The sequence below is a fragment of the Streptomyces sp. NPDC001663 genome (assembly GCF_042893105.1).
In the GTDB taxonomy this organism is placed as follows: domain Bacteria; phylum Actinomycetota; class Actinomycetes; order Streptomycetales; family Streptomycetaceae; genus Streptomyces.
In genome coordinates, this window is the sequence record NZ_JBIAUR010000006.1 from 520,500 (window position 1) to 543,948 (window position 23,449).

20 protein-coding genes and 1 pseudogene are annotated in these 23,449 nt (G+C 68.4%); 14 read left to right on the forward strand and 7 right to left on the reverse strand.

The window, feature by feature from the left end; translation table 11 throughout:
• Window positions 1-79 precede the first annotated feature (79 nt).
• The 3 genes from ACFY1L_RS22115 (at window position 80) to ACFY1L_RS22125 (ending at window position 4,318) form a co-directional block, all read left to right on the forward strand.
• Window positions 80-1,141 (forward strand): DUF1989 domain-containing protein, encoded by a 1,062-nt coding sequence (locus ACFY1L_RS22115; protein WP_388826693.1) that lies wholly within the window; start codon window positions 80-82, stop codon window positions 1,139-1,141.
• A gap of 85 nt (window positions 1,142-1,226) precedes the next feature.
• Window positions 1,227-2,528: an MFS transporter gene (locus tag ACFY1L_RS22120; protein ID WP_388826696.1), complete on the forward strand. Its 1,302-nt coding sequence runs from the start codon at window positions 1,227-1,229 to the stop codon at window positions 2,526-2,528.
• Window positions 2,528-4,318 (forward strand): glycoside hydrolase family 3 protein, encoded by a 1,791-nt coding sequence (locus tag ACFY1L_RS22125; protein ID WP_388826699.1) that lies wholly within the window; start codon window positions 2,528-2,530, stop codon window positions 4,316-4,318. The genes ACFY1L_RS22120 and ACFY1L_RS22125 overlap by 1 nt, the downstream gene beginning before the upstream one ends.
• Before the next feature lie 373 nt (window positions 4,319-4,691).
• Here ACFY1L_RS22125 and ACFY1L_RS22130 read toward each other — a convergent pair whose 3' ends face one another.
• Complete coding sequence (locus ACFY1L_RS22130; protein WP_388826702.1) at window positions 4,692-5,438, reverse strand: SDR family NAD(P)-dependent oxidoreductase; 747 nt, start codon at window positions 5,436-5,438, stop codon at window positions 4,692-4,694.
• A gap of 105 nt (window positions 5,439-5,543) precedes the next feature.
• Here ACFY1L_RS22130 and ACFY1L_RS22135 point away from each other — a divergent pair, with 105 nt between their 5' ends.
• Window positions 5,544-5,981 (forward strand): ester cyclase, encoded by a 438-nt coding sequence (locus tag ACFY1L_RS22135; RefSeq protein WP_388826704.1) that lies wholly within the window; start codon window positions 5,544-5,546, stop codon window positions 5,979-5,981.
• Window positions 5,982-6,135: 154 nt separating this feature from the next.
• On the opposite strand, the gene ACFY1L_RS22140 is transcribed toward ACFY1L_RS22135, so the two are convergent.
• The 5 genes from ACFY1L_RS22140 to ACFY1L_RS22160 all read right to left on the reverse strand — a co-directional run bounded on the left by ACFY1L_RS22140 (window position 6,136) and on the right by ACFY1L_RS22160 (window position 11,855).
• Window positions 6,136-7,149, reverse strand: coding sequence for an LLM class flavin-dependent oxidoreductase (locus tag ACFY1L_RS22140; protein ID WP_388826707.1), 1,014 nt, complete (start codon window positions 7,147-7,149; stop codon window positions 6,136-6,138).
• A 33-nt stretch (window positions 7,150-7,182) separates the two neighbouring features.
• A complete protein-coding gene (locus tag ACFY1L_RS22145) occupies window positions 7,183-7,959 on the reverse strand; it encodes an aspartate/glutamate racemase family protein (protein ID WP_388826710.1) in 777 nt (258 codons plus the stop codon).
• 174 nt (window positions 7,960-8,133) lie between these two features.
• A complete protein-coding gene (locus tag ACFY1L_RS22150) occupies window positions 8,134-9,525 on the reverse strand; it encodes an FAD-binding oxidoreductase (protein WP_388826713.1) in 1,392 nt (463 codons plus the stop codon).
• Between the two features lie 118 nt (window positions 9,526-9,643).
• A complete protein-coding gene (locus tag ACFY1L_RS22155; RefSeq protein ID WP_388826716.1) occupies window positions 9,644-10,462 on the reverse strand; it encodes a TetR/AcrR family transcriptional regulator in 819 nt (272 codons plus the stop codon).
• Window positions 10,463-10,592: 130 nt separating this feature from the next.
• Entirely contained in the window at window positions 10,593-11,855 is a 1,263-nt protein-coding gene (locus ACFY1L_RS22160) for a M24 family metallopeptidase (protein WP_388826719.1), read from the reverse strand.
• Between the two features lie 453 nt (window positions 11,856-12,308).
• On the opposite strand from ACFY1L_RS22160, the gene ACFY1L_RS22165 reads away from it, so the two are divergent.
• The 4 genes from ACFY1L_RS22165 to ACFY1L_RS22180 all read left to right on the forward strand — a co-directional run bounded on the left by ACFY1L_RS22165 (window position 12,309) and on the right by ACFY1L_RS22180 (window position 19,302).
• Window positions 12,309-14,612: a molybdopterin-dependent oxidoreductase gene (locus ACFY1L_RS22165; protein ID WP_388826722.1), complete on the forward strand. Its 2,304-nt coding sequence runs from the start codon at window positions 12,309-12,311 to the stop codon at window positions 14,610-14,612.
• A gap of 100 nt (window positions 14,613-14,712) precedes the next feature.
• Window positions 14,713-16,464: a tryptophan 7-halogenase gene (locus ACFY1L_RS22170; protein WP_388826725.1), complete on the forward strand. Its 1,752-nt coding sequence runs from the start codon at window positions 14,713-14,715 to the stop codon at window positions 16,462-16,464.
• Window positions 16,461-17,654 (forward strand): NAD(P)/FAD-dependent oxidoreductase, encoded by a 1,194-nt coding sequence (locus ACFY1L_RS22175; protein WP_388826728.1) that lies wholly within the window; start codon window positions 16,461-16,463, stop codon window positions 17,652-17,654. The genes ACFY1L_RS22170 and ACFY1L_RS22175 overlap by 4 nt, the downstream gene beginning before the upstream one ends.
• 205 nt (window positions 17,655-17,859) lie before the next feature.
• Window positions 17,860-19,302, forward strand: coding sequence for an APC family permease (locus ACFY1L_RS22180; protein ID WP_388826731.1), 1,443 nt, complete (start codon window positions 17,860-17,862; stop codon window positions 19,300-19,302).
• A gap of 11 nt (window positions 19,303-19,313) precedes the next feature.
• Here ACFY1L_RS22180 and ACFY1L_RS22185 read toward each other — a convergent pair whose 3' ends face one another.
• The gene (locus ACFY1L_RS22185; RefSeq protein WP_388826733.1) at window positions 19,314-19,610 is read right to left on the reverse strand and encodes a putative quinol monooxygenase; all 297 of its coding nucleotides are present in this window, start codon (window positions 19,608-19,610) and stop codon (window positions 19,314-19,316) included.
• 175 nt (window positions 19,611-19,785) lie between these two features.
• Here ACFY1L_RS22185 and ACFY1L_RS22190 point away from each other — a divergent pair, with 175 nt between their 5' ends.
• From ACFY1L_RS22190 to ACFY1L_RS22215, 6 genes and pseudogenes are all read left to right on the forward strand, one after another.
• Complete coding sequence (locus ACFY1L_RS22190; protein ID WP_388826736.1) at window positions 19,786-20,568, forward strand: SDR family NAD(P)-dependent oxidoreductase; 783 nt, start codon at window positions 19,786-19,788, stop codon at window positions 20,566-20,568.
• 35 nt (window positions 20,569-20,603) lie between these two features.
• A complete protein-coding gene (locus ACFY1L_RS22195) occupies window positions 20,604-21,386 on the forward strand; it encodes an N-acyl homoserine lactonase family protein (protein WP_388826739.1) in 783 nt (260 codons plus the stop codon).
• A 208-nt stretch (window positions 21,387-21,594) separates the two neighbouring features.
• The gene (locus ACFY1L_RS22200; protein WP_388826742.1) at window positions 21,595-22,395 is read left to right on the forward strand and encodes an SDR family NAD(P)-dependent oxidoreductase; all 801 of its coding nucleotides are present in this window, start codon (window positions 21,595-21,597) and stop codon (window positions 22,393-22,395) included.
• A 118-nt stretch (window positions 22,396-22,513) separates the two neighbouring features.
• Window positions 22,514-22,864, forward strand: a complete 351-nt coding sequence (locus tag ACFY1L_RS22205; RefSeq protein ID WP_388826745.1) for an alcohol dehydrogenase catalytic domain-containing protein — start codon at window positions 22,514-22,516, stop codon at window positions 22,862-22,864.
• Between the two features lie 128 nt (window positions 22,865-22,992).
• Window positions 22,993-23,175, forward strand: a pseudogene (locus tag ACFY1L_RS22210) (hypothetical protein); the annotation flags it as partial.
• Window positions 23,142-23,432: a zinc-binding dehydrogenase gene (locus ACFY1L_RS22215; protein ID WP_388826924.1), complete on the forward strand. Its 291-nt coding sequence runs from the start codon at window positions 23,142-23,144 to the stop codon at window positions 23,430-23,432. The pseudogene ACFY1L_RS22210 and the gene ACFY1L_RS22215, both read left to right, overlap by 34 nt.
• The last annotated feature ends 17 nt before the right edge of the window (window positions 23,433-23,449 follow it).

The following is a 23,449-nucleotide window of genomic DNA, read 5'->3' on the forward strand; positions in this document are numbered from 1 at the left end:
TGTCCCGAAACCGGCCCGCGTCCGCCGCGTTCTGAGCGTCGATCGCGTGCTGCCTGCTCCTCCCCGAAGTGCGATGCCAATGCCGACGATCGACGTCCTCCTGAACCACCAGCAGCTCGCCTACATCGACCACCATGTCGACGACGCGTCGGGCCGATACGCCGAGCTGGTGCTCGCGGCCCTGTCCGTCGCGGACAGCGACGAGGTTGTCGCAGCCGATCTCGTCGAGCCCGCCGCTCCCCCGGTGCGGACAGTGGTGGCCGCGTACGTGATCGAACCGGGTCACGGCAAGGCCGTCGAGGTCCGTAAGGGACAGATCCTCCGCATCGAGCAGGTCGAGGGTGGCCAGACGGTCGACCTCAACCTCTTCGCCCTGGGCAACCGACATGAGCGGATGCACGTCGCCCTGACCCGCATGATCGAGGGCAACGAACCCGGACGGGGCGGAATCATCTGGTCCAGCGCGCCCTGGCACCGGCCACTGGCGGCGATCATCGAGAGCACCGGACACTCCGACACCCTGTTCTCCGCTCCCTGCGACGCGATGCTCTACGCGAAGTACTTCGCATCCGGCGCGCACCTCAACTGCCAGCAGATGCAGCACGAAGCGCAGCGTGAATACGGCCTGGAGCCCTACGAACTCCACGACGTGTTCAACATCTTCCAGACCTTCGAGGAAGGCGCCACGACCCTCGGTGCGGTCGTGCTCCGCAACACGTCGCTGCCGGGCGACTACATCGAGCTGTACGCCTATCAGGACCTCCTTGCCGTGCAGAACGTCTGCGGCGACGACCTCGGTATGGCGAGCAACTACTCCTACAAGCCGATCCGTGTGGTCGTCACCGAAGCGCTTGACGAGGACGACCGGACCGCGGCGTCGATCTACTCGGACGCGGGCGCGGCCGACCTGCCCGAGCAGCCCTACACGCTCGACCCGGCCCCGCTGACGCGTGACCCCGCATACCAGCCGGCTTTCCCACACCTCCCGATCGACGACACCGTGGTGGGCGTCGACCTCGACGACGAGCAGCTCGCGCGTCTCGACGCCGTCTGGAACAGGCTGCTCTACCCGGACGACCCCGGAGCGGCGCTCCGTGACGTGCTCATGACCTGGCTCGACAGGAAGTTCGGATCATGGTGAAAACGCCGTGTCGCACGTCCTCCGCCGCGGAAGCCATCTCTGCGCGCCACATCACGAACCACGCGCCTGCAAGAAAGTAGCTCCTATGTCTCTCCCCTCGAACGAACCGCTGGCCGCTCACAGAGACGCGCACATCGTCGAAGCCGCTGACGCGGTCACGGACAGCGACGGGTCGCTGCGCAGGCAGCGACTGTGGTGGCCGCTAATCGCGTTCGGACTGGCCTGCACGTCCACGGCCGTACTCTGGGGCGCCGTCCAGTCGGTGTTCCTCGGACTCCAGGTGCAGCGCATCGACCCGAACGGCGCGGCCGGATCCCTGTCCCTGATCGTGAGCGTCGGAGCGATCGCGGCGATGCTCAGCGCGCCGATCGCCGGAGCCCTCAGCGACCGTACCCGCAGCCGTATCGGCCCCCGCGGGCCCTGGGTCCTCATCGGCGGCGGCGCCACGCTCGCTCTCGGCATGATCATGGCCTTCGCGACCTCCATCCCGGAGCTCCTCGCGTACTGGTTTCTCATGCAGATCGCGACGAACATCGTCTACACCCCGGTCACCGCGCTCATCCCGGACCGTGTCCCGCCGCGTCTGCGCGGACTGTTCTCGTCCGTGATGGGTACCACCCAGGTGGTCGGTCTGCTGTTCGGCCAGACCCTCGGCGCGTGGTTCTCCGACCACATCTTCATCGGCTACACGCTGATCGGAGTACTGGTCCTCGCGACCACGGTCACCTTCGCGCACGCTGTCCGGAAATCCAACAAGGGCGAGCCGAAGCCACCGCTCGACATTCGCGCGCTGCTGAAGACGTTCTGGGTCAACCCCGTCAAGTACCCGAACTTCGCATGGGCCTTCGCCGGCCGGTTCCTGCTCGCCGTCGGCTACTTCCCGCTCACCACCTACACCCTCTACCTCCTGCAGTCCTACGTCGGACTGGGCAAGAACGCCACGGACGCCATTCCCCTGTTCAGCCTCGTCGGACTGGTCGGCACGCTCGTCGGGACGCCGTTCTCAGGGACGGTCGTGGACAAGATGAAGCGCACCAAGCCGATGGTCGCGATCTCGTCGGTCATCCTCGCGGCGTCCTTCGTGCCGCCGATGATCTGGCCCACCGAGAACGCGATGCTGGTCTTCTCGTTCCTCTCAGGCGTCGGCTTCGGCGCGTACACGGCGGTCGACCAGGTGCTCGTGACGCAGGTGCTGCCGTCCGCGGACGACTACGCCAAGGACCTTGGCATCGTGAACATCACCATGACGCTGCCGCAGACCATCGGCATCGGCATCGGCGGTGCCATCGTCACGGTGTTCGGCGGCTACTTCGCCCTCTTCCCGATCGCGATCGTCCTCGTCATCGCGGGGGCGGTATCCCTGCTCGCCATCCGTGGAGTCCGATGATGACGCCGTACCAGAACGCGAGCCTGCCGATCGAGACGCGGATAGAGGACCTGCTCGGACGGATGACGATCGCCGAGAAGGTCGGCCAGATGTTCCAGACGGCCGTTCCCGCGGGGCCCGGTGGTGCGCTCGTCGATGCGCCGTCGGGAGCGTTCCATGGTTCGACGACCGATCTGATCAGCCGGAAGATGATCACGCACGTGAACATCGACTCGGCGAGCACCCCGCTGGAGATCGCCCGCTGGCACAACCGTGTCCAGGCACTTGCCGCACAGACGGGACATGGGATCCCGGTCACTGTCTCGACCGACCCGCGGCACTCCTTCGTACGTACCCAGGGTGTGTCGTTCGGCTCCCAGGGGTTCTCGCAGTGGCCGGAGTCGCTGGGGCTCGCCGCATTGGACGACGTCGAGACGGTGAGCGCCTTCGCGGATGCCGTACGGCGCGAATACCTGGCTGTCGGCATCCGCAGCGCTCTCCACCCGCAGGTGGACCTCGCGACGGAACCCCGGTGGGGACGACAGCTGCAGACCTTCGGCGCCGATGCGGAGCGCGCGACCGCGTTCGCGACCGCCTACGTTCGAGGTCTGCAGGGCGATGTGCTCTCGTCGGACAGCGTCGCTGCGACCACCAAGCACTTCCCCGGCGGGGGGCCGCAGCAGGACGGTGAGGATCCTCACTTCCCGTACGGGCGGGAGCAGGTCTACCCGAGCGGCGCGTTCGAGATGCACCTTGAGCCGTTCCGTGCCGCGATCGCCGCCGGCACCGCGAACATGATGCCGTACTACGGCATGCCCGTGGGACTGACGAGGCAGGGGCGAGCGATCGAGGAGGTGGGTTTCGGCTTCAACCACGACGTCATCCAGGGCCTGCTGCGCACCGAACTCGGCTACGACGGGGTCGTCGTCACCGACTGGGGTCTCATCCACCAGGACGCGGAAGGTGATCTCGTCCTCCCGGCTCGCGCGTGGGGCGTCGAGGACCTCGACGCCCGTCGTCGGATCGTCAAAGCGATCGACGCCGGGGTGGATCAGTTCGGTGGTGAGACGTGCACCGACCTCCTGATCGACCTCGTCGAGCAAGGCGAGATCGCACTCTCACGCATCGATGAGTCGGTACGCCGACTCCTTCGCGTGAAGTTCCGACTGGGGCTGTTCGACAACCCGTATGTCGACGAATCAGCCGTCGAGGACCTCGTCGGGACCCGGACCGACATGACAGCCGGGTTCGAAGCCCAGGCACGGTCGGTCACCCTCCTCAAGGACGACGGTGCTGCGCTCCGAAACGGGCGCCTGCCTGCCGGCAGCCGGGTATGGGTGGACGGCATCGACGTGAGGTCCCTGACGAGCGGGATCACGACTGTGGACTCGCTCGATGACGCAGATGTGGCGATCATCCGTGCGGAAGCACCATTCACCCCGCGGAACTCCTACTACTTCGAAAGCAGCTTCCACGCCGGCTCGCTGGAGTTCACCGAGGGCTTCGTCACGCATCTTCAAAGTGTCGCTCAGCGCGTCCCCGTGATCCTGGACGTCTTCCTCGAACGCCCGGCCCTGCTGGCGCCGCTGCTTCCCGTCGTCTCGACCCTCACAGCGTCCTATGGCTGCTCCGACGAAGCCTATCTGGCCGCGCTCACAGGGCCCCTGTCGCCGGAAGGCGTTCTGCCGTTCGAAATCCCTCAGTCCGCCGAGGCCATCGAGGCTTCGGCCCCCGACGCCGCCTCGGACACCGAGGACCCGGTGTTTCCTGTCGGGTTCCGCTTCGACCGGCACAACGCGACCGTCGGTTAGCCGAACCGGGACCCATGCGGATCACTTCGACAGCCGTGGCTGGGGTGGCGCCGCTCCGGCCACGTGTCCTCCGGTGGTCATGATGGGAGCGGGTCGCTGCGTTCTCCTGGATGGGGAATTCAGCAGGTCGGGCTGTGACGGGCGAAGAGGGCCTGACTGAGGTGGCCCGAGTGCGCGGGGCTTCGGCGTGGTCACGTGCTGTCCGGTCCGTGATCATCCCGGGGCGAGGTGCGTGGCGCGGTGATCGCGTCGCAGCGGGATCCGAGCTGCCCAGCAGGGCCGATCACCTACGCAGGGGCTGTCAGCTTTCGCCCGCAAAGGCGGCTGGACACCAGCACGGTGCCCAGCCGCCTTTGCACGGGGCGGCCATGGCCTAGATGCCGCGCAGCTGACCGCCGGTCACGTTGAGGACGGCGCCGCTGATCCAGGACCCCGACGGGCCGAGCAGGTAGTTCACGGCGTCGACGACCGGCTGGGTGCCGCCGACGCCCAGCGGGAAGTCCCGGTCGAGGGAGGCGGCTTCGTCCGGGGTCATCGGTGTGCCGGTGTTACCGGTCGCGCCCGGTGTGATGGCGTTGACCAGAATGCCGTCGGCCTCCAACTGCGCGGACAGCCCTGACGTCAACCCGATCAGTCCGGCCTTGGCGGCCGCGTACGCGGGGGAGTACCGCGCGCTTCCGTGCCGAGCGGTGATCGAGCTCATCATGACGACGCGCCCGTGCTTCTGCTCGCGCATCCCGTCCAGGAAAGCCCGCGTGCATCGCCAGGCGCCACTGAGGTTGACCGAGACGAGCCGGTCCCAGTGCTCTTCCGTGATCTCCCAGGCCAGCCCGGGAGGGGCGTCGATCGCCGCGTTGTTGACCAGTGCGTCGACCGAGCCGAAGCGCTCGTAAGTGGCCTTCGCGAGGGCTTCGCAGGAGCGCCAGTCGCTGATGTCGACGTGATGGGAGAGCAGGTTCTCCGGGTCGGGGCTCCCGGACCACGGGCCCTTGTCGGCGACGATGTCGGCCGCGACGACCTGGGCGCCCTGCTCCAGGAGGTCGGTGACGAGAGCGCGGCCGATGCCGCCGTAGGCGCCGGTCACGACGACGGTCGAATCAGTCAGAGACGTGGTGGACATGTGTTTCTCCCTGGAACGCGGCGGCCGGGTGCGTACATCCTGAGCCAGTCCCGAATATTTATCAATCGATTGAACGAAATAGATGGGAGGGATAGGGTCCGCCGCATGGACGCACTCGAAAGCAACAAGCAGGTTGTCACCCGCTACTACGAGGAACTGCTGAACCAGGGCCGCCTCGACATCGTCGACGACCTGTTCACGGGGGAGTTCCTGACGGAAGAGCCGACGGAGGCCGGGGTTCTGAGGAGCCGTGGCGCGGTCGAGCGGGCCGTCACGGCCTACCGGGAGGGCTTCTCCGACTTCCACGAGGAGGTCGTGCATCTCCTCGCGGAAGGTGACCTGGTGGCCGCCAGGTTCCGGTTCACCGGCACCCATGACGGCACCTTCCTCAAGGTCGCGCCGACCGGGCGCCAGGTCTCCATGGTCGGCATGGAGATCTTCCGGGTGGAGAACGGCAGGATCGCCGATGTCTGGTACGCCGAGCCGTTGCATGAGCTGTTCGAGCAGTTCGGCACGATCCCGCCCGTCGATCCCGGTTACTAGACGATCTGTTCCAAGGGATCGGCTGCGCGCGCACGGTGAGGGAGTCCCACGGCGGACTCCGTGCCTCCCGCGACCCACCACCAGGGTCGCGGGCACACGGCGATCGGCTTCGTCGTCTGTCCGTGGATGCGCGACTGTACGTGGATGCCCTACGTCAGACGTCGCTCGGCGCCAGAAGACGCACGGTCTCATCGATCGCCGTCTCCACCGGTGCGAGGACGACGAAATCAGCGCCGGCGGCGCGATAGGCGTCGATCCGGTCGAGGCAGGTCGCCGGGTCGCCGGCGACTGTCAGCGTGTCGACCAGCTCGTCGGGCACCAGGGCCGCGCCGGCCACCGGGCCGCCCTCGTCGAGCGCGGCCTTGAGCTCCTCGACGAACGCGGGATCGAGCCCGAGCTCGTCGCCCACGCCACCGGTCCAGCCCAGATACATCGCCACCACGGGGCGTACGGCATCCCGGGCGACCTGTACGTCCTCGTGTGGCGAGCAGAGCACGACCGCACCGATGTCGATGTCCTCGGTGGACCGGCCGGCCTTCTGCGCCGCCTCGTGCACGATCTCCAGTTTCTCCTCGAAGACTTCCGTGGGCAGGCAGACATCCGAGAGGAAGCCGTCGGCGGTTTCGCCGACGAAGCGCAGCGTCCTGGGCCCGTTGGCCGCCAGGTACTGCGGGAGGTAGGCCCGCAGCGCCTGGCCGTCGGAGGAGACGACGTCCTCGATCCGGGCGTCACGAAGCCTCACCGGTCCCTCGTCCAGCGTCACGGACTCACCGCGCAGCAGCCGGCCGATCGCGTCCGAGTACGTCCGAAGCCTCGTCAGCGGCTTGTGGTAGTCGAATCCCTGCTGGCTGAGTACCGTCTCGGAACCGCTGCCGAGACCCATCACCGTCCTCCCCGGCGCGAGTTCGTGCAGGCTCAGGAAGCTGGTGGCCAGGAGCACCGGATTGCGGGTGAAGACGTTGACGATCCCCGTGCCGACGCGGATCGTCGTGGTGCCCTGCGCGATCGCGGCCGCCGGAACGAAGGCGTCACGCGTGATCCGCGTCTCCGCGACCCAGATGGACTCAAAACCGTTGTGCTCGGCCCTCCGCGCCACGTCGACCATCTCGGGCACCGACGGAGTTCCGGTGAACATCAATCCCACACGCCGCTCGCTGGACAGAGACATGTCCCCACTCCTTACTTTGTTGCAGCGCGAGGGCTACACCCCGGCCGGCTGCTGTGCGGTCGGGAGCGAACTCAGGTAGGTGCCCAGGACGGTCTTGTCCTGGAACGACGGCAACGGCGGCACCCAACGGCGACTGACCCGCACCCCGAGGGTCTCGCACGCGTAGGCCGCCGCCACGCTCGCCCGCAGCGGATCGATGACCGGCACGCCGAGACGATCACTCAGGAGCGGTGCGATGGACGGATGGGTCAGCCCGAAGCTCAGGCAGCCCAGGATGATCGCCTGGGCTCCCTGCGCGAGCAGCTTCTCGCCGCACCGCTGGACGGCGGCCATGTTCTGTTCGAGATCCGTGAACTCCTCGAGGCCCAGGTTGATCGCGTTGGTGCCGACCAGGCGGGACCGCACCTCCATCGAGCTCCACAGTCCCTCCAGGTCGGCCACCACCTCGTCGAGGATGGTGACGATGCCGTACCGGCTGGACACGAGCTGGGCCGTCGCGGCGGCCGACTCGGCGGCACCGACGACCGGGACCTTCGCGATGACGCGCATGGCGCGCAGACCGGGGTCGGCGGCGCAGCCCGCGAAGATCGCGTCGTGGTCGTCCTGGTGCTCGAGGACCGCGCGGAGCAGCCCCGGCACGCACATCGCGAACCCGACCTCGGACTCGTAGTACTCCGACGGCCCGGACGCGATCGGCAGCAGGGTGAACGAGTCGCCGGGTCGCATGATCGCCTGTCCGGCCTGGGCCATGAGAGCGATGTGCTCGCTCGCCGGATCGAGCGGCTCGGGCCAGATGCAGAGCAGTTTCACGGTTCCTCCAACCGTGGTGGCGGACTCGGAGGCACCACCGGTCGCCGGGCAGCCGTCGCCACCGACTGCGCCCGGCGAACGGCCGGCGTGACCGAGAGGGGGAGAGGGGGAGTGGAAGCAGGATCGGACGGGTGTGCCCGGGAGTACGGCGTCACCCGCTCGAACCGGCGGAGATCAGTCCTCGGCCGGGCTGATGTTCTGGTTGATCCGGAACACGTTGTCTGGATCGAACTTCCGCTTGATCTGGCGCAGTCGGTCCCAGTGGGCGCCACCGTAGGCGGCCGCCACGGTCCCTTCGTCGTCGTCGGCCAGGAAGTTCATGTAGGCCATGCCCGTGCTGAACCGGCCGACGCTTCGGTACGCCCCGCGCGCCCACGCGATGCCGACCTCGCGTTCCTTCGGGTCCTCCCACCTGTAGACGCACTCGCACAGGAACTGGGACTCGCGGTCGCCGAACGCGGTGGCGTCCGCGGACACGTCCGAGACCGCGCCGCCCAACGGGAAGATCTCGAACTCGCAGTCGTCGTTGGGCCGGTTGTCGAGCTGTTCGACGAGCGTGTCGACCACGTCGTCGTCCATCGACCGCAGGTTCGCGACCTTGATGTAGATCGAGTTGCCCGGGCCGAACAGCTCGTCGAACGTCGACTGGAGTTTCACGTAGGTCGTCGGCGCCATGGTGTCCATCAGCGGCGAGCCGAAGGAGCGCACGCTCTGGAGGACCTCGTCCCGCTCCCATGCGTCGACAGGTCCGACGTAGTTCGGGCGGATCACGATCATGGGCTTGTACCACTGCTCCTCGGGTACGAGATCGGTCCCGTAGATCCCGGCGGGGAAGACGAGCATGTGCAGCAGCAGTTCCGGCGGAGCCCCGGCGACCGCGTCGCGGTACATCCTCATCACGTCGGCCTTCTGTTCGAACGGCCAGCCGATCCACCCCGTGACGACCTCGGGTCCGACCTCGTGGAGCTGGAACTCGAACCTGGTGACGATGCCGAAGTTGCCCCCGCCACCGCGCAGGGCCCAGAAGAGGTCCGGGTTGGACTCGGCATCGACCTGATGAACCTTGCCGCGGTAGTCGACAAGCTCGGCCGACAGCAGGTTGTCGCAGGTCAGGCCGAACTTCTTGTGGAGGTAGCCGACGCCGCCGCCGAGCGTCAGGCCGCCCACGCCGGTGTGCGACACGACGCCTGCCGTCACGGCCAGGCCGTGCTTCTGGGTCGCCTGGTCGACGTGGCGCCAGAGCGCGCCGCCGCCCACCTGTGCCCGACGGGCTTCCGCATCCACCACGACGTCGTTGAGCGGTGTCAGGTCGATCACGACGCCGTCGTCGCAGATGCTGTGGCCGGGGAAGCTGTGGCCGCCGCAACGCACCGCCAGCGGCAGTCCGTTGGCGACCGTGTAGCGGACCGTGGCCTGGACCTCCTCGACCGACTTGCACTTCACGATGGCGAGGGGACGACGTTGCAACGTGACGTCCGCGTTCCAGATGTGACAGGCCTCGGCGTAGTCCGGGTGGTCGCGGGTGATCGCACCCGCCGGCAGAGCCGAATGGGCAGCAGTAGTCATGCACAGCCTCCTGTGGGGCGATCGGGTTCGATGACCCCGGTCGATTTTTTGGTCGACTGAAATAAATCCTCTGCCCTGGGTTAACGGATCGCCGGGTGGAGATCGCGGGTGAAGCGGTTCAGTCGGGCAGGTCGGTCGCGAACCGGTCCAGGATCGACTCGACGACGGCGGACACGGAGCTGGAGTCGGGCAGCACGAGCCGAAGGACGTTGCGGGTCACGAGCCTCGCCGCGTGGTCGGCGTCGTCCTGATCGCGCCGGAACCACCAGATGGAACTCTCGACCAGTGCGCAGACGATCTCGAACAGACCGCGCTCGTCCTCGTCGGAGATGAAGGATCCGTCAGCGGTTCCGGCGGTGAGCTGGATCCGGTACGCGTTGCGCAGCCGCTCGCGCTTCTTCCAGAAGATCGCGAACTCGCCTCCCTGGACTTCGGGAAGGGTGGCCAGTGCGGCTTCGTTGTGCGGGGCGGAACAAATCCCCAGGGCGTCACGGTAGGAGAGCAGGCAGAGCCGCTCGACCGGGCCGAGGTCCGGTGTCGCCTGGAGCTTCTCGTGGTACTCCAGCGCGGGATCGACCGTGCGGTTCACGAGTTCGAGCAGGATGTCGACCTTGGTCGGGAAGTAGTGGAACATCGCGCCCTGCGTCAGCCCGACGGCCGTCGCGATCTGGCGGGTGGTCGTGCCGGCGAACCCGGCCTTCTCGAACAGGGTCGCCGCGGCGGCCAGTATCTCCTCCCTCGGGTCTCCTTCGAAAGACTGCTCGATCTTGCGTGGCCGCCCCAGCTTCTTGGCCGGCTGCTTGCGCGCACTCGTCGACTCGGAAAGCGCCGTCTCGAGCGCACCGGTCACCAGTCGACCGAGCCGGGTGTCCTCGGTGCGCGACGGCAGCTCCTGGTCCGGCGTGTCTGCCGCCCTCTTCGAAGGTCGCTTCGTCATGGCGACATTCAACCCGACATCTTTGCGGATCGTTGGGCCACCTGCACCACCGCCCATCCGGGACTGGAGATCCGGGAGTACCGAGTTTCTGTCGTGCGGTCGAGAACATGGCCGGGGCCGTCCGGCCGGCTCAGGGAAGGCGGCGGAGGTCGCGATCCAGTCCCTCGGACAGGAGCTCCGCTCCGTCCTCGGTGATCAGGATCGTGTCCTCGGCGCAGAACAGGCCCTGCAGAATTCCGTCGTCGACCGGGGCCAGCAGCGGTTCGACGCACAGCACCATCCCTGGGCGAAGACGGGCGTCCTCCTCCGGATCATGGTCATGCGGGCCGATGAGCGGGCGCTCCCAGACCTCGAGCCCGATCCCGTGCCCGGAGACCGTGCCGGTGAAGTCCGCGAGCCCGCGCCCCTCGTACACGGCGCGGCCCGCCTCGTACAGCTCACTCGCCTTGACACCGGGGCGCGCCGCGGCCCGCATGGCGGTGTTGGCCGCGACGGCGGCGTCCATCCAGGCCGTCACGTCGGCGCCGACCTCCCCGACAGCGGCGATGCGCATGAGGTCGGACATGTACCCGCCGCGCGCGGGAGCGCCGCCGTCGACGAACACGGTGTCACCCGCGGCCAGGGGCTTCAGGCTCGCCGGGGCGTTGGCCACCGGGTAGCGTCCGGGGCCGCTGACCACGTTCAGGAACGGGGGCATCCCTGAAGGGACCGCGCCGTTCTGGTACATGGTGCTGGTGATCGCGCAGACCAGTTCCTCCTCGGTGGTGCCCGCGCAGGCCTTGTCCAACGCGGCGTTGAACCCCGCGACCGCCGCCTGCGCCGCGGTGCGAAGCCGGTCGACTTCGAGCGGACTCTTGAGCATGCGGACGGTGGACAGCACCGCGCCCGCGTCGCGTACCGGCGCGCAGGCATCCAACAGGTGCTGGACGGCGCCGATGGGGGCGTGTGTTCCCGAGCCGGGGGAGAGCTCCATGCCGACCCGGGCGCCGGGACCGACGGCTTTGCGTACGTAGTCGACGATCGTGGGCGCGAACTCCTCCGGCCTGGCGTACGGTTCGCAGGCCGTCCACGAAGTGCCGCCCGCCGCCCCCGCGTCGAGGCTCGCGATGACGAGTCGTGCGGCCGCGGGATCCCGCGTGACGACCATCGATCCCGGCAGCCAGCGGCCGGCTCCGGTCCAGATGAACGACTCGTAGCCGGAGAGATACCGCGTGGACTGTTCCGAGGTGAGGACCAGGACATCGAGTTCGGCGAGGTCCATGAGGGCGACGACGCGTGCGTAGCGCAACGCGTACTCCGCCAGCGGGAAGTCGAGGTGAGGGGGCGCGGTCCCGGCCAACTCGACCCCGGTGGAGACCTCCGAGACGCGATCGAGCGCTGTGTTGATATGCATGGCGAGTCCTCATCGACGGCCGATTTATATCAAGCGATCGAAAGTATTCGGCCGGATTGTCGCGGCTGTCAAGGCGGCGGACGCGGGCCGATGTCGCGAGCTGCGGATGCCGGCGTCGGGCGACCGTCATCTGCTGGTTGACTTTCTTTCGTTCGATAGATATGTTTCAGCTTTGCGATCGACGGCTTGTCCGACAGCGGATCGATTGGCCGTGGTCAAGGTTGCCCGCCATGATCGGGGGGTTGGTCGAGCGAATGTTCGACGTTTCCATGGGGCACGGCACCGACTGCCTGAACTTCGTCGTCGTGCTCAGGATGTGTCACATCCCGCTACTGGCGGCGCACTCCATACTCGCGCCACATTCCTCGGGCTCGTCGGCTCGAGACGTTCCGGGCCGGGCCGACCGGTCCCAGACCGAACAACCGCATCTTGAGGACTCTCGATGAGGTGGCGATGACGTTTTCATCACGGGCGCACTGGGGGTCGTTCACCGCCGAGGTCGCCGACGGCGAGATCACCGCGGTACGACCGTTCGACACGGACACCGATCCGGCGCCGCAGCTGAGGAACCTGCCCGGCTCGGTGCGGCACCGCTCCCGCATCGCGAATCCGGCGGTGCGGCGCGGCTGGCTCGAGGACGGTCCCGGGCCCAGCTCGCGGCGTGGGTCGGACGAGTTCGTCGAGGTGTCGTGGGAGCGGCTCACCGAGTTGCTCGCCGACGAGCTGCGCCGGGTCGTCGACACCTACGGCAATTCCGCTGTCTACGGCTCCTCGTACGGGTGGGCCAGCGCCGGGCGCTTTCATCACGCGCAGAGCCAGGTGCACCGCTTCCTGAACCTGCTGGGCGGTTATACCGCTTCCCGCAACAGCTACAGCGCGGGCGCCACCGAGGTGATCGTGCCGCACGTGCTCGGCATCGACGGAATGGAGCCCCTCACCTACGGCACGACCTGGGACGTCATCGCCGAACACACCGATCTGCTGGTGTGTTTCGGCGGCATGCCCCTGAAGAACACCAAGGTCAGCGCCGGCGGCAATTCCGACCATCCGGATCGGGAGATGGTGCGACGCCTGCGTTCCCGTGGCGGACGCGTCGTGTCGTTCAGCCCCCTGCGGGACGACATCGAGGAACTCGCCGGTCCCCTCGGTGACGGCTGCCGCTGGCTGGCGCCGATCCCGGGTACCGACGTGGCGATCATGCTCGCGCTCGCCCATGTGCTGGCCACCGAATCACTCGCCGACACCGGCTTCCTCGCGCGGTACTGCACGGGATACGACCGCTTCGAGCGGTATCTGCTGGGCGCCGACGGAGTCCCGAAGACACCTGAATGGGCCGCCGCGCTGTGCGGACTGGCCGCCGACGACATCCGGGACCTGGCGCGCGAGCTGGCAGCCGGCCGCTCCCTCATCACCACCAGCCTGTCGCTCCAGCGCACCGAGCACGGTGAGCAGACCGTGTGGATGGCGGTGACACTGGCGGCCATGCTCGGGCAGATGGGCCTGCCCGGGGGTGGCTTCGCCCATGCCCTCGGCGTCGGCGGGGTCGGTGCCCCGGCGGTCACCTGCCGTCTTCCGACCTTCCCGCAAGGCACCAATCCCGTACCGGACTTCATTCCGGTCGCGGCGATCAGCGATCTGCTGCTGCACCCCGGCAGCGAGCTGGAGTACAACGGGACGACCATCGTTCTGCCCACCATAAAGTGCGTGTACTGGGCGGGCGGCAACCCGTTTCACCATCACCAGAACCTGGCCCGGTTGCGGCAGGGCCTGGCCCGGGTCGATACCGTCGTGGTGCACGAGATCTACTGGACCGGCATGGCGAAGCACGCCGACATCGTGATTCCGTCCACCACGCCGTACGAGCGCGAGGACATGGGGTGCAGCCACAACGATCCGCGCCTGGTGGCGATGCAGGCCATGGCCCCGCGGTATGCCAATTCCCGCGACGACTACGACACCTTCTCCGCACTGGCCGAACGGCTGGGCTTCGGGGAACAGTTCACCGAGGGCCGCAGCGCCCGGCAATGGCTTGAGTACATGTACGAGAAATGGGCCGCCGGAGTCGACTTCACCGCACCGTCGTTCGCCGAGTTCTGGTCCGCGGGCCACTCCGAACTGCCCACCGCTCAGGGCGTGGTCGCCATGGCTGATTTCCGCGGCGATCCGATCGCGCACCCCCTGCCCACCCCGAGCGGCCGCATCGAGATCTTCTCCGAGACGATCGACGGCTTCGGCTACGCCGACTGTCCAGGCCACCCGGCTTGGCTGGAGCCCACCGAATGGCTCGGCGGTGAGCGGGCGTCCCGCTTCCCGCTGCACCTCATCGCCAACCAACCCGCCAGCCGACTGCACAGCCAGCTGGATCACGGTGCCGCCAGCATGGCCTCGAAGGTCCACGGCCGCGAACCGATCCGGATCCACCCGGCCGACGCGGCCGACCGGGGCATCGCCGCGGGCGATGTGGTCCGGGTCTTCAACGACCGCGGCTCCTGCCTGGCCGGCGTCGTCCTCGATGCGGGACTGCGCCGGCAGGTCGTGCAGCTCGCCACCGGCGCCTGGTACGACCCCGTGGACCCGGCCGACCCGGCGTCGATGTGCGGCCACGGCAACCCCAACGTCCTCACCACCGACGCCGGTACCTCCACCCTTGCCCGCGGCACGACCGGCCAGCATGTCCTGGTGGACATCGAGCGCTACGACGCCCCACTGCCCCCTCTGCGCGCCCACGAGCCCCCGCCCCTGGTCGAACTGGCCTGAGCACGGTCGGAGACCTCCGCTTCGCGACACTTTCTTTCGGTCGATCGATATATTCGATTGTTCTTCTCAGGCATAAAACGCCCATATGAGGAGCAAAGCTATGCCCGGACACGTCGTCGTCATCGGCGGAAGCATCTCCGGCCTCCTGGCCGCTGCCGCCGCCAGCCCCTACTGCGACCAGGTGACCATCGTCGAACGCGACCACCTGCCCGACGGTCCGACCCCGCGTGACGGCGCCCCGCAGGGACACCAGGTGCACGTCCTGCTGCCGCTCGGATTCGAGCGGATGTGCGCCCTCCTTCCCGGGCTGCGACAAGGGTTCCTCGACGCGGGCAGCCTGATCTACGACCAGGCCGCCGACGTCCCCGAGTACACGTCGGCCGGATGGCGGGTCCTGGTGCCGAGCACCGACAGCATCGCGTTCCGGCGGATCGTCCTGGAGCACGTTCTGCGGCAGCAGGTACTCGGGTTGCCCAACGTGCGCATCGTCCGGAACTCCGCCCAGAACCTCGTGCTCTCCGAGAACCGCGAGACCGTCGAGGGAATACGGCTCCGAGACGGCGCCCGGCTCACCGCGGACCTCGTCGTCGACTGCTCCGGGCGCCGGTCCCGCGTGGAGTCCTGGCTGACCGAGGCGGGATTCCCGGCACCCGAGCGGATGACCGCGTACGCCTTCACGGGCTATGCCACCCAGTTCGTCCGGGTGCCACCGGGAGCCCTGGACGGCTTCAAGGGCGTCGTCGCCTTCCCCACACCCGAGCACCTGTACGGGGCCGTGCTCCTCCCCGGCGACAACGGAATCCATCAGCTCACCGCCCTGGGCATGATGCGGAACTTCCCACCACGAGACCCCGACGGGTTCCTGAACTTCATCGACAAGGCGCGGTCCCCGATCCTCGGCAAGATCGCCCGCCAGTGCGTCCCCGTCGGCGACATCAAGGTCTACCACCAGCCCGGCAACCTCCGCCGACGCTGGGAATCGGCCTCTCTGCCGAGGCGCCTGCTGGTCCTGGGCGATGCGGCGGGGTCGATGAACCCGCTCTACGCCCAGGGGATGACCCTGGCCGCCCTGGGCGCCGACCACCTGCGTCGTTCACTCGACGAGGGGACAGGCTGGGACGACCTTCCGCGAGCGGTGCAGGTCCCCTTCGGCGGGATGATCGAGGCGGCCTTCACCATGTGCGCGGCCGTCGACTCGTCCTTCCCCGGAGCCGAGGTCGACAACTACACACCTCCGTCGGCCGAGGAGGCCGAACTCGGCATCGCCGTAGAGGAACTCAGCACCCTCGACGCGACGGTCGCCGCGCAGTTCGTCGAAGCCGCGTTCTGGATCCGGCCCGAAGCCCTGCAGACCGCGGAGCTCGACGACAAGATCACGGCATGGCGGGAGGGCCGCAGCCCGGCGCCTCCCGCGTGGGTGACCGACCCGTCCCGCATGCCCGGAGTCGCAGAGGCGGTTATCGCCGCGACCACGACCGCCGTACAGGAACCACGACATCAGGCAGAGGACCTGGACGTCGACCAGGGCGAGACGATCGCCGTCAGGTTCAGGGTCGACGGCACGTACATCAGCGCCGCCGCGCGTGCCGGCGACACCCTCATGGAGGTCGCCGTCGAAGCGGGGGTGCCCGGGATCATCGCCGAATGCGGTGGCGGCGGTGCCTGCGGCACGTGTCATGTCTATGTGAGCGCGGACCACGCGGATGTCATCGGCCCGCCCTCGGACCTCGAGGACGACATGCTCGACGGCGTTCTCGCGCCGCGACTGCCCACCAGCCGACTGGCCTGTCAGATCGACCTGACCCGGCCCCTCGACGGCATCGAAGTCGCCGTACCGCAGGAGCCGCGATGACACGTACCGTGGTCGTCGGAGCGGGCCAGGCCGCCTCCCAAGCCGCACAGTCGTTGCGGGAGTTCGGTTACCCGGGAGCCATCACCGTGATCGGGGACGAGCCGGCCCACCCCTATCAACGCCCGCCCCTGTCCAAGACCCCGCTCACCGGCGAACTCGTCATCGACGACCTGTACATCCGACGGCCGACGTTCTACCCGGACCGCGACATCAGGATGGTGCCCGGAACCAGGGTCACCGACCTGAGCTTCCGACCGGGCGACACCGGCGGAACCGCGTTCCTGGAACACGGCCCGCCAGAGCCCTTCGACCACCTCGTCCTGGCCATGGGCGGCACCGCGCTCGTGCCCCGCATCGGAGGAACCGGAGCCGAGCGGCTGTTCGTGCTCCGTACCCTGGCCGATGCCCACTTCCTGCGTCGCGAACTGGGCGATGCTCGCCACCTCCTGGTCATCGGTGCGGGATTCGTCGGCCTGGAACTCGCCGCGACCGCCGCCGCGCACGGCATCGAGGTCACCGTCGTCGAAGCCGCGTCCCGGGTACTCACGCGATCGGTCGCTCCGGACGTGTCCGCCCTTCTCCTGCGGGCGCACGAACGGCGGGACATCCGGTTCCGGCTCACCACGACGGTCCGCGAGATCCACGGGGACGGCGAGCGCACCGACTCGGTGCTGCTGAGCGACGGCACGGTCCTTCCGGCCGATCTCGTCGTGGCGGGCATCGGGATGACTCCGACCACCGAACTCGGCGCCCGTGCCGGCCTTCGCATCGAGGGCGGCATCGTCGTCGACGGACACGGGAGGACCAGCCGTCCCGGTGTCCATGCCGCCGGAGACTGCACCGTCCAGCCTCATCCGACCGTCGCCGATCGTCTGGTGCGGATCGAATCGGTCCCCGCCGCGATCGCGCAGGCCCGCGCCGTGGCGGCCGACATCACAGGGGCGGCGCCGCCCGCACCGACCGCCCCGTGGTTCTGGTCCCAGCAGGGGGATCTCAAACTGCAGATGGTGGGCCTGATCGATGGATACGAGCGGGTCGAGATCGAAGGCGACACCACGGGTGACCAGTTCGTCGCCCACTACGTGGCAGGCGAGCGGACCGTCGCCGTCCAAGCGCTCAATGCGCCACGTGAGTTCGCGAAAGCCCGACGCGAGATGACGGCTCGTATGGCGTCGGCGAGCAACCGCTAGATCCCCGGAGGAGGTCGGCTCCATCGAGGTGGGGTCTTACACCTGGATTTCGATCAGCCACAAAACGCTGCAACGTCACTCTGGTCCTCGGGTGTGACCCGGTCGGAATTCCCGCGACCGGGCCGGCCCGTTACCGCCGGCTGACCGCATTCCGGTCGGCTCTTCGGCGATCCGTCGGAATGCGATCCCCTGGAAGGACCCTCCCGTGGAATCAACGACTCGTCAGCATCTCAAACGAGACTTCAGGGCGCGCGACGCGTTCGCGTTCTCGTTCGCCGCCATCTCGCCCATCGCGGCGATCTACTCGGTCTTCGGCCTGGTGATCGTCCTGGCCGGCCCGGTCGGATGGTGGATATACCTCGCCGTCTTCGCGATATCGCTCGTGGTCGCCAGCACGCTGGGCCTGGTGGCGTCGCGACTGCCCATCGAGGGCGGCAGCTACCAGTGGGCCAGGCGGCTGGGCGGACCCACCCTCGGCTGGGTGGCGGGGTGGTCCTATCTGTGGACCTGGCTCATCGGCACCGCGTCGGTCGCGTACTTCATGGCGGGCATCCTGCCACCGTTGCTCGGCCTAGATCCGTTCACGTTGTCCCAGCAGACGATCGTCGCCATCGTGATCATCGCGTGTGCCACGCTGCTCAACATGCTCGGTCCCGGGGTCCTGAAGATCTTCACCCGTATCTGCCTGGCCGCCGAGGCCATCGGTTCCGTCGTGCTCGCGCTCGTCCTGCTCGTGTCACACCGCAACCACTCGTTCTCCGTTCTCACCGAGCGGGCCGGGGCCACACCGCACCACTACGTGTGGGGCGGTCTGTTCTTCGCCGTGGCGCTGATCGGCTATTCGTTCAGCGGTTTCGAGAGCGTCTGCTCGATGGCGGAGGAGGTCAGGGACCCGGCACGCCACCTGCCCAAGGTGATGATCTACGCGGTTCTCGTGCTGGGCGCAGTGGTCCTGCTCTCGGCGATGGCGCTGATCGTCGCCATCCCGGACCTGCCGGCGGTCATGGCCGGGCAGGTGGCCGACCCGGCCTCGAACACGGTGGTCGCGGCGCTGGGCGCCGACTTCGCGAAGCCCTTCCTGCTCCTGATCCTCATCGCCTTCTCGGCGAGCCTCGTCGCGTGCAACACCACCGCATCCCGTGTCATGTGGTCCTTCGCCCGCGACGGCGTGATTCCCGCGTCGAAGTTCCTGGTGAGGCTCTCGACACGCCGCAGCTACCCGATCCGCAGTCTGATCACCGCCGGTGTCCTCTCGGCCGTGGTGATGCTCTCGGCGTTCTCGGACAGGATCTATACGACGCTCGTCGCGGGCGCGACCGCGACCTACTACATCACCATCACCGCGGTGATCGGCGCGCTGGCGGTGAAGGTCTTCACCCGACGCTTCTCGTACGGGCCGTTCACACTGGGCCGTGCGACGGGCGCGTTCGTCCTCGTGTCCCTGGCCTGGGTCGCCTTCGAGGTCGTCAACCTGGCCTGGCCGCGAGCCACCGGTCAGGCGTGGTACGTGAGTTGGGCGGTCCCTCTCGGGCTCGGCGCCATCGCCGTGCTCGGCGTCGTGATCCGCGTGATCTTCCGCCCGGATCACGACGCCGCCGGCAGCCAGAACGACCCCGACACCGAAGGCGAGTTGGCGCCTTCGGCTTAGTCGGAGGCCTGTCAGAACCCGGGCGTGGCGACCAGCTTGGTCACCGACGGTGCACCGTCGTAGTACTTGGTGAACGCGTCGGCGTCACCGCGCTCGGTCCGCAGGGCGTCGTAGGACGCGAACGCCTCCTCGGAGGCCCAGCTCTCGATCAGCACGATCCGGTTGGGGTCGTCCTGCGCGGTGTACACGTTGACGTACTCGCACCCCTCGAACGCGCGGGCCTCCGGCATCTCGTCCTTGATCACGGACAGTGCCTCGTCGAGGAGGCCGGGCTTGATCTTCATATCGGCGATGAGAGTGATGGACATGCTCGTCCGTTCCCGGTGCCGCGGCACCGTTGCGTTGGTGGGAGAACCTTTCTTTCAGTCGATCGATAGATAGAATGCCACGCGAAGGTCCGCTGTACTCGCTACGTCCGGGCCGTCGCACATCCCTGGCTCGAACACCGCAGAGCGGCACGCGAATGCCCAGAGGAGGAGCACTGTGGACGTCAAGCCCCTGGTGGGGAAGAAGGCAGTGGTCACCGGTGCGGCGGCCGGTATCGGCAAGGCGACCGCCGGAGTGCTCGCCGAAGCCGGCGCGTCGGTGGTCGCCGTCGACATCGCACCCCAGACGAGTTCCGACGCCGTCCTGTCGGTCATCAAGGCCGCCGGCGGGCAAGGCCACTATGTGCGGGCGAACCTCTCGTCGGCAGCCGAGTGCCATGAGGCCCTCGCACGAGCGGCCGAGCGCCTGGGAGGGCTGGACATCCTCGTGTCCGTCGCTGGCGGGGCACGGGTCCGAAACGCCGGTGACACCTACGAGATGGGCCACGCGCCCTTCGCCGACATCACGGAGGCCGAGTACGACGAGATCGTCGACTCGAACCTGAAGAGCGCGTTCTTCTGCGCGCAGGCGGCGGCGAAGGTCATGCTGGAGCAAGGGGGCGGCAGGATCGTCCTGTTCGGCTCGTCGTCGGCCTACCACGGCCAACCGGGGCTTCCCCACTACTCGGCGGCGAAGGCCGGCGTCGTCACGCTCGCTCGCACGCTGGCCGTCGAGCTGGCGCCGACCATCACCGTCAACACGGTGTGCCCGGGCGGTGTCGCGACCGAGTCGATGCTGAACAGCGTCGAGAACACGGAAGGCCGCTTCGACGGAATCCCGCTCGGTCGGTGGGCCACCCCCCAGGAGGTGGCGCGCGCCGCGCTGTTCCTCGTGTCGCCGGACGGCGACTACTTCACCGGCCAGACCCTCGACCCCAACGGCGGCCTGACCGCCCCCTGAACGGCACCCCGCGCGAATCCCAGGCAGGAGTGACGATGGCGTGTGACGAACTGCACTTGCTGACACTCGGCTACGAGTACATGCCGCACAGCCTCCTCGTGGAGGGGGAGACCGACGAGCGACCGATCCGCCTGCCCCTCACCTCGGTTCTCGCCCGCTCCGACGGGCGCTGGTTCCTCTTCGACACGGGACTCGGCCCGGACTTCCGCGACCCCGAGTTCTCGCGTCGCTTCTACCACTGGGGGGACCCCGAGCTACCCGGCCCCGACCCCGATCCGATCGACGGCCAACTGAGGCTGTGCGGCGTCACGCTCGACGACGTCGACGCGCTCGTCGTCAGTCACCTGCACGCGGACCACACGGGAGGGATCCGACGCTTCGCGGACGGTCGACCGGTCTACATCCAGCGGGCCGAGCTCGAGTTCGGGCTGAACACCGGCGATGCGTCGGGAGGCTTCATCCACGACCACTACACCGACCCGGGCATCGCCTGGCACCGTCTCGACGGCGACGAGGAGATCGCGCCGGGGATCCAGGTGCTCGCGAGCCCTGGACACACGCCGGGGCAGCTGTCCGTCCTCATGGAAGTCGCCGACGGCGGCCGGTACCTCTTCGCGTTCGACGCGATCCCGACGATCGAGAACGTCGAACGCGATGCGCCGCTCACCGCGGCGGCGGTCGCGGCGCAGCGGCCGATGATCCGCACGTCGCAGGACCGTTTGATCGCGTTGGCCGCGAAGCAGGGCGCCGAGCTCCTGCCGGGGGCCTGCCCGCGGACGTGGCCCGCGATCCCGGGCCGACCCGTCAAGTACCAGTGACGAAACGGTGTGCGAGCAATCGCGTCGGTGGCGAACCGGGCCCTGATTCCGTCCGGAGCGGCGAGCGACGTTCTCGGCCCGCAGAGGCATCGGCGTCCCCACGAGCGCCGCGGACCGCCCCGGCCCCGCTGATTCCGTCGTCGCCCCGAAACGGCGCAGGCCCGTCTGCGTTGATGACCCGTGCGTAAAGGACAAGAACGGAGCGGTGATGAGCGGCGGACGACTCGAAGGCAAGGTGGCCTGTATCTCGGGCACCGGGGGAGGGCAGGGACGAGCGGCCGCGCAGCTGTTCGCGGCCGAGGGTGCGAAGGTCGTCGGATGCGACGTGAAAGCCGAGGGAGCGAAGGAGACCGTCGAGCTCGTGAGCGCGGCCGGCGGGGAGATGATCTCGGTGCATCCACTGGACGTCAGCACTCCGGCGGGTGCGTCGGAGTGGATCCAGGCGGGACTTGACGCCTATGGGCGCGTCGACATCCTGTACAACAACGCGTCCGGCGTGCGGCTGGTGGCCATCGACGACCCTGAGGCCTGGGACGCCTGGCGCGAGGGAATGCGGCACGAGGCCGACATCGTCTTCGCGGGCGTCCGTGCCGCGTGGGAGGCGCTGCGGGCCAGCCGTGGGACGATCGTCAACACCTCGTCGGCCGCCGCTCTCCGCGGTCTGCCCATCGAGGGCCTTGAGCCCGGCTCGTCGGTGGGCCACAGTGCCGCGAAGGCGGCCGTGATCGGTCTCACGCAGCAGGTCGCGGCTGAGGGGGCCCCGCACGGCATCCGGGCCAACTCGCTGATTCCGGGCTTCGTCGAAGTGCCGGGAACCGCGTCGGTGCTCGACGACGACGAGATCAGGACCCGCATCGCGGCGAGTATCCCCCTGGGCCGGATCGGGCGACCGGATGACCTCGCTAAGGCGGCCCTGTTCCTCGCGTCGGACGAGTCGTCGTGGATCACCGCGGAGACCCTCGTGGTCGACGGCGGATGGACCCGGATCGGCATGAGCATTCTCGACTGACACCGCGCATTCGAAATCACCACCCGGAAAAGTGAGGGTGGGCGAACGACGAGGAGGCGGGCCATGTGCGCCGTCGTGCTGAGGGAGTTCGGGGAGGCGGCCCTGCTGCGGCCCGAGGATGCCGGTTCCGGTCGCGCTGCCGGGCGAGGTAGTCGTGCGGCTGCGGGCGAGCGCGCTGAACTGGCACGAGATCCTGGTTCGGCAGGGCCGCTACGGTTCGCCGTTGCCGCACGTCCTGGGTGCGGACGGAGCCGGGGTGCGTGCCGACACGGGTGAGGAGGTCGTGATCCTGCCGACCCTGGGCTGGGGGCACGGTGACGCGGCTCCGGCGTCCGACTGGGAGATCCTCGGTGACCCCACCGGCCCGGCACCTACGCGGAGTCCGTCCGGGTGCCCGTGGAGAACGTCGTCCCCAAACCCCCCGGCTACGGCTGGGCGGAGGCGGCCGCGCTGCCCCTGGTCGGAGTGACGGCGTTCCGGGCGCTGTTCACCCGGGCCGGCCTCAGGGCGGGGGAGTCGCTTCTGGTGCTCGGCGCGGGCGGCGGTGTCGCCACGACGGTGGTCCGGCTCGCTGCGTCCGCCGGGGCGACCGTGCGCGTGACGTCGTCGGTGGCCAGGATCGAGCGGGCGCGGGAGATCGGCGCCGTCGCGGGTGTCCCGTACACCGAGCTGGACTGGGCGGTCGAATCCCGCGCGCTCGCTCCGGGCGGTGACGGCTTCGATGTCGTCCTCGATGCGGTCGGCGCCTGCCAGGACTCGCTGCGCGCGCTCAAGCCGGGCGGCAGACTGATCGCGCTCGGCGCGTCGCGCCCCGAGCGGGTCCCGGTCGACGTCCGTCGTTCTACTTCGGACAGTTCAGCCTGCTCGGTACGACGATGGGCAGTCCCCGTGACCTCGCCGCGCTGCCGGCCTTCCTGGTCGAGTACGGTGTCGCACCGCAGGTGCTCGACCGGACCTTCCCGCTCGCCGACGCCGCGGCCGCACACGAGCACCTCGAAGGCGGTACAGGGTTCGGCAAGGTCGTACTTCTGCGGTGAAGGCCTGTTCGGCACCA

Bases quoted from the DNA above. Each gene is read 5' to 3' on its own strand.
- ACFY1L_RS22115 (WP_388826693.1), top strand. From the start codon at position 80: ATGCCGACGATCGACGTCCTCCTGAACCACCAGCAGCTCGCCTACATC.
- ACFY1L_RS22120 (WP_388826696.1), top strand. From the start codon at position 1,227: ATGTCTCTCCCCTCGAACGAACCGCTGGCCGCTCACAGAGACGCGCAC.
- ACFY1L_RS22125 (WP_388826699.1), top strand. From the start codon at position 2,528: ATGACGCCGTACCAGAACGCGAGCCTGCCGATCGAGACGCGGATAGAG.
- ACFY1L_RS22130 (WP_388826702.1), bottom strand. From the start codon at position 5,438: ATGTCCACCACGTCTCTGACTGATTCGACCGTCGTCGTGACCGGCGCC.
- ACFY1L_RS22135 (WP_388826704.1), top strand. From the start codon at position 5,544: ATGGACGCACTCGAAAGCAACAAGCAGGTTGTCACCCGCTACTACGAG.
- ACFY1L_RS22140 (WP_388826707.1), bottom strand. From the start codon at position 7,149: ATGTCTCTGTCCAGCGAGCGGCGTGTGGGATTGATGTTCACCGGAACT.
- ACFY1L_RS22150 (WP_388826713.1), bottom strand. From the start codon at position 9,525: ATGACTACTGCTGCCCATTCGGCTCTGCCGGCGGGTGCGATCACCCGC.
- ACFY1L_RS22155 (WP_388826716.1), bottom strand. From the start codon at position 10,462: ATGACGAAGCGACCTTCGAAGAGGGCGGCAGACACGCCGGACCAGGAG.
- ACFY1L_RS22160 (WP_388826719.1), bottom strand. From the start codon at position 11,855: ATGCATATCAACACAGCGCTCGATCGCGTCTCGGAGGTCTCCACCGGG.
- ACFY1L_RS22165 (WP_388826722.1), top strand. From the start codon at position 12,309: ATGACGTTTTCATCACGGGCGCACTGGGGGTCGTTCACCGCCGAGGTC.
- ACFY1L_RS22170 (WP_388826725.1), top strand. From the start codon at position 14,713: ATGCCCGGACACGTCGTCGTCATCGGCGGAAGCATCTCCGGCCTCCTG.
- ACFY1L_RS22175 (WP_388826728.1), top strand. From the start codon at position 16,461: ATGACACGTACCGTGGTCGTCGGAGCGGGCCAGGCCGCCTCCCAAGCC.
- ACFY1L_RS22185 (WP_388826733.1), bottom strand. From the start codon at position 19,610: ATGTCCATCACTCTCATCGCCGATATGAAGATCAAGCCCGGCCTCCTC.
- ACFY1L_RS22195 (WP_388826739.1), top strand. From the start codon at position 20,604: ATGGCGTGTGACGAACTGCACTTGCTGACACTCGGCTACGAGTACATG.
- ACFY1L_RS22200 (WP_388826742.1), top strand. From the start codon at position 21,595: ATGAGCGGCGGACGACTCGAAGGCAAGGTGGCCTGTATCTCGGGCACC.
- ACFY1L_RS22205 (WP_388826745.1), top strand. From the start codon at position 22,514: ATGCCGGTTCCGGTCGCGCTGCCGGGCGAGGTAGTCGTGCGGCTGCGG.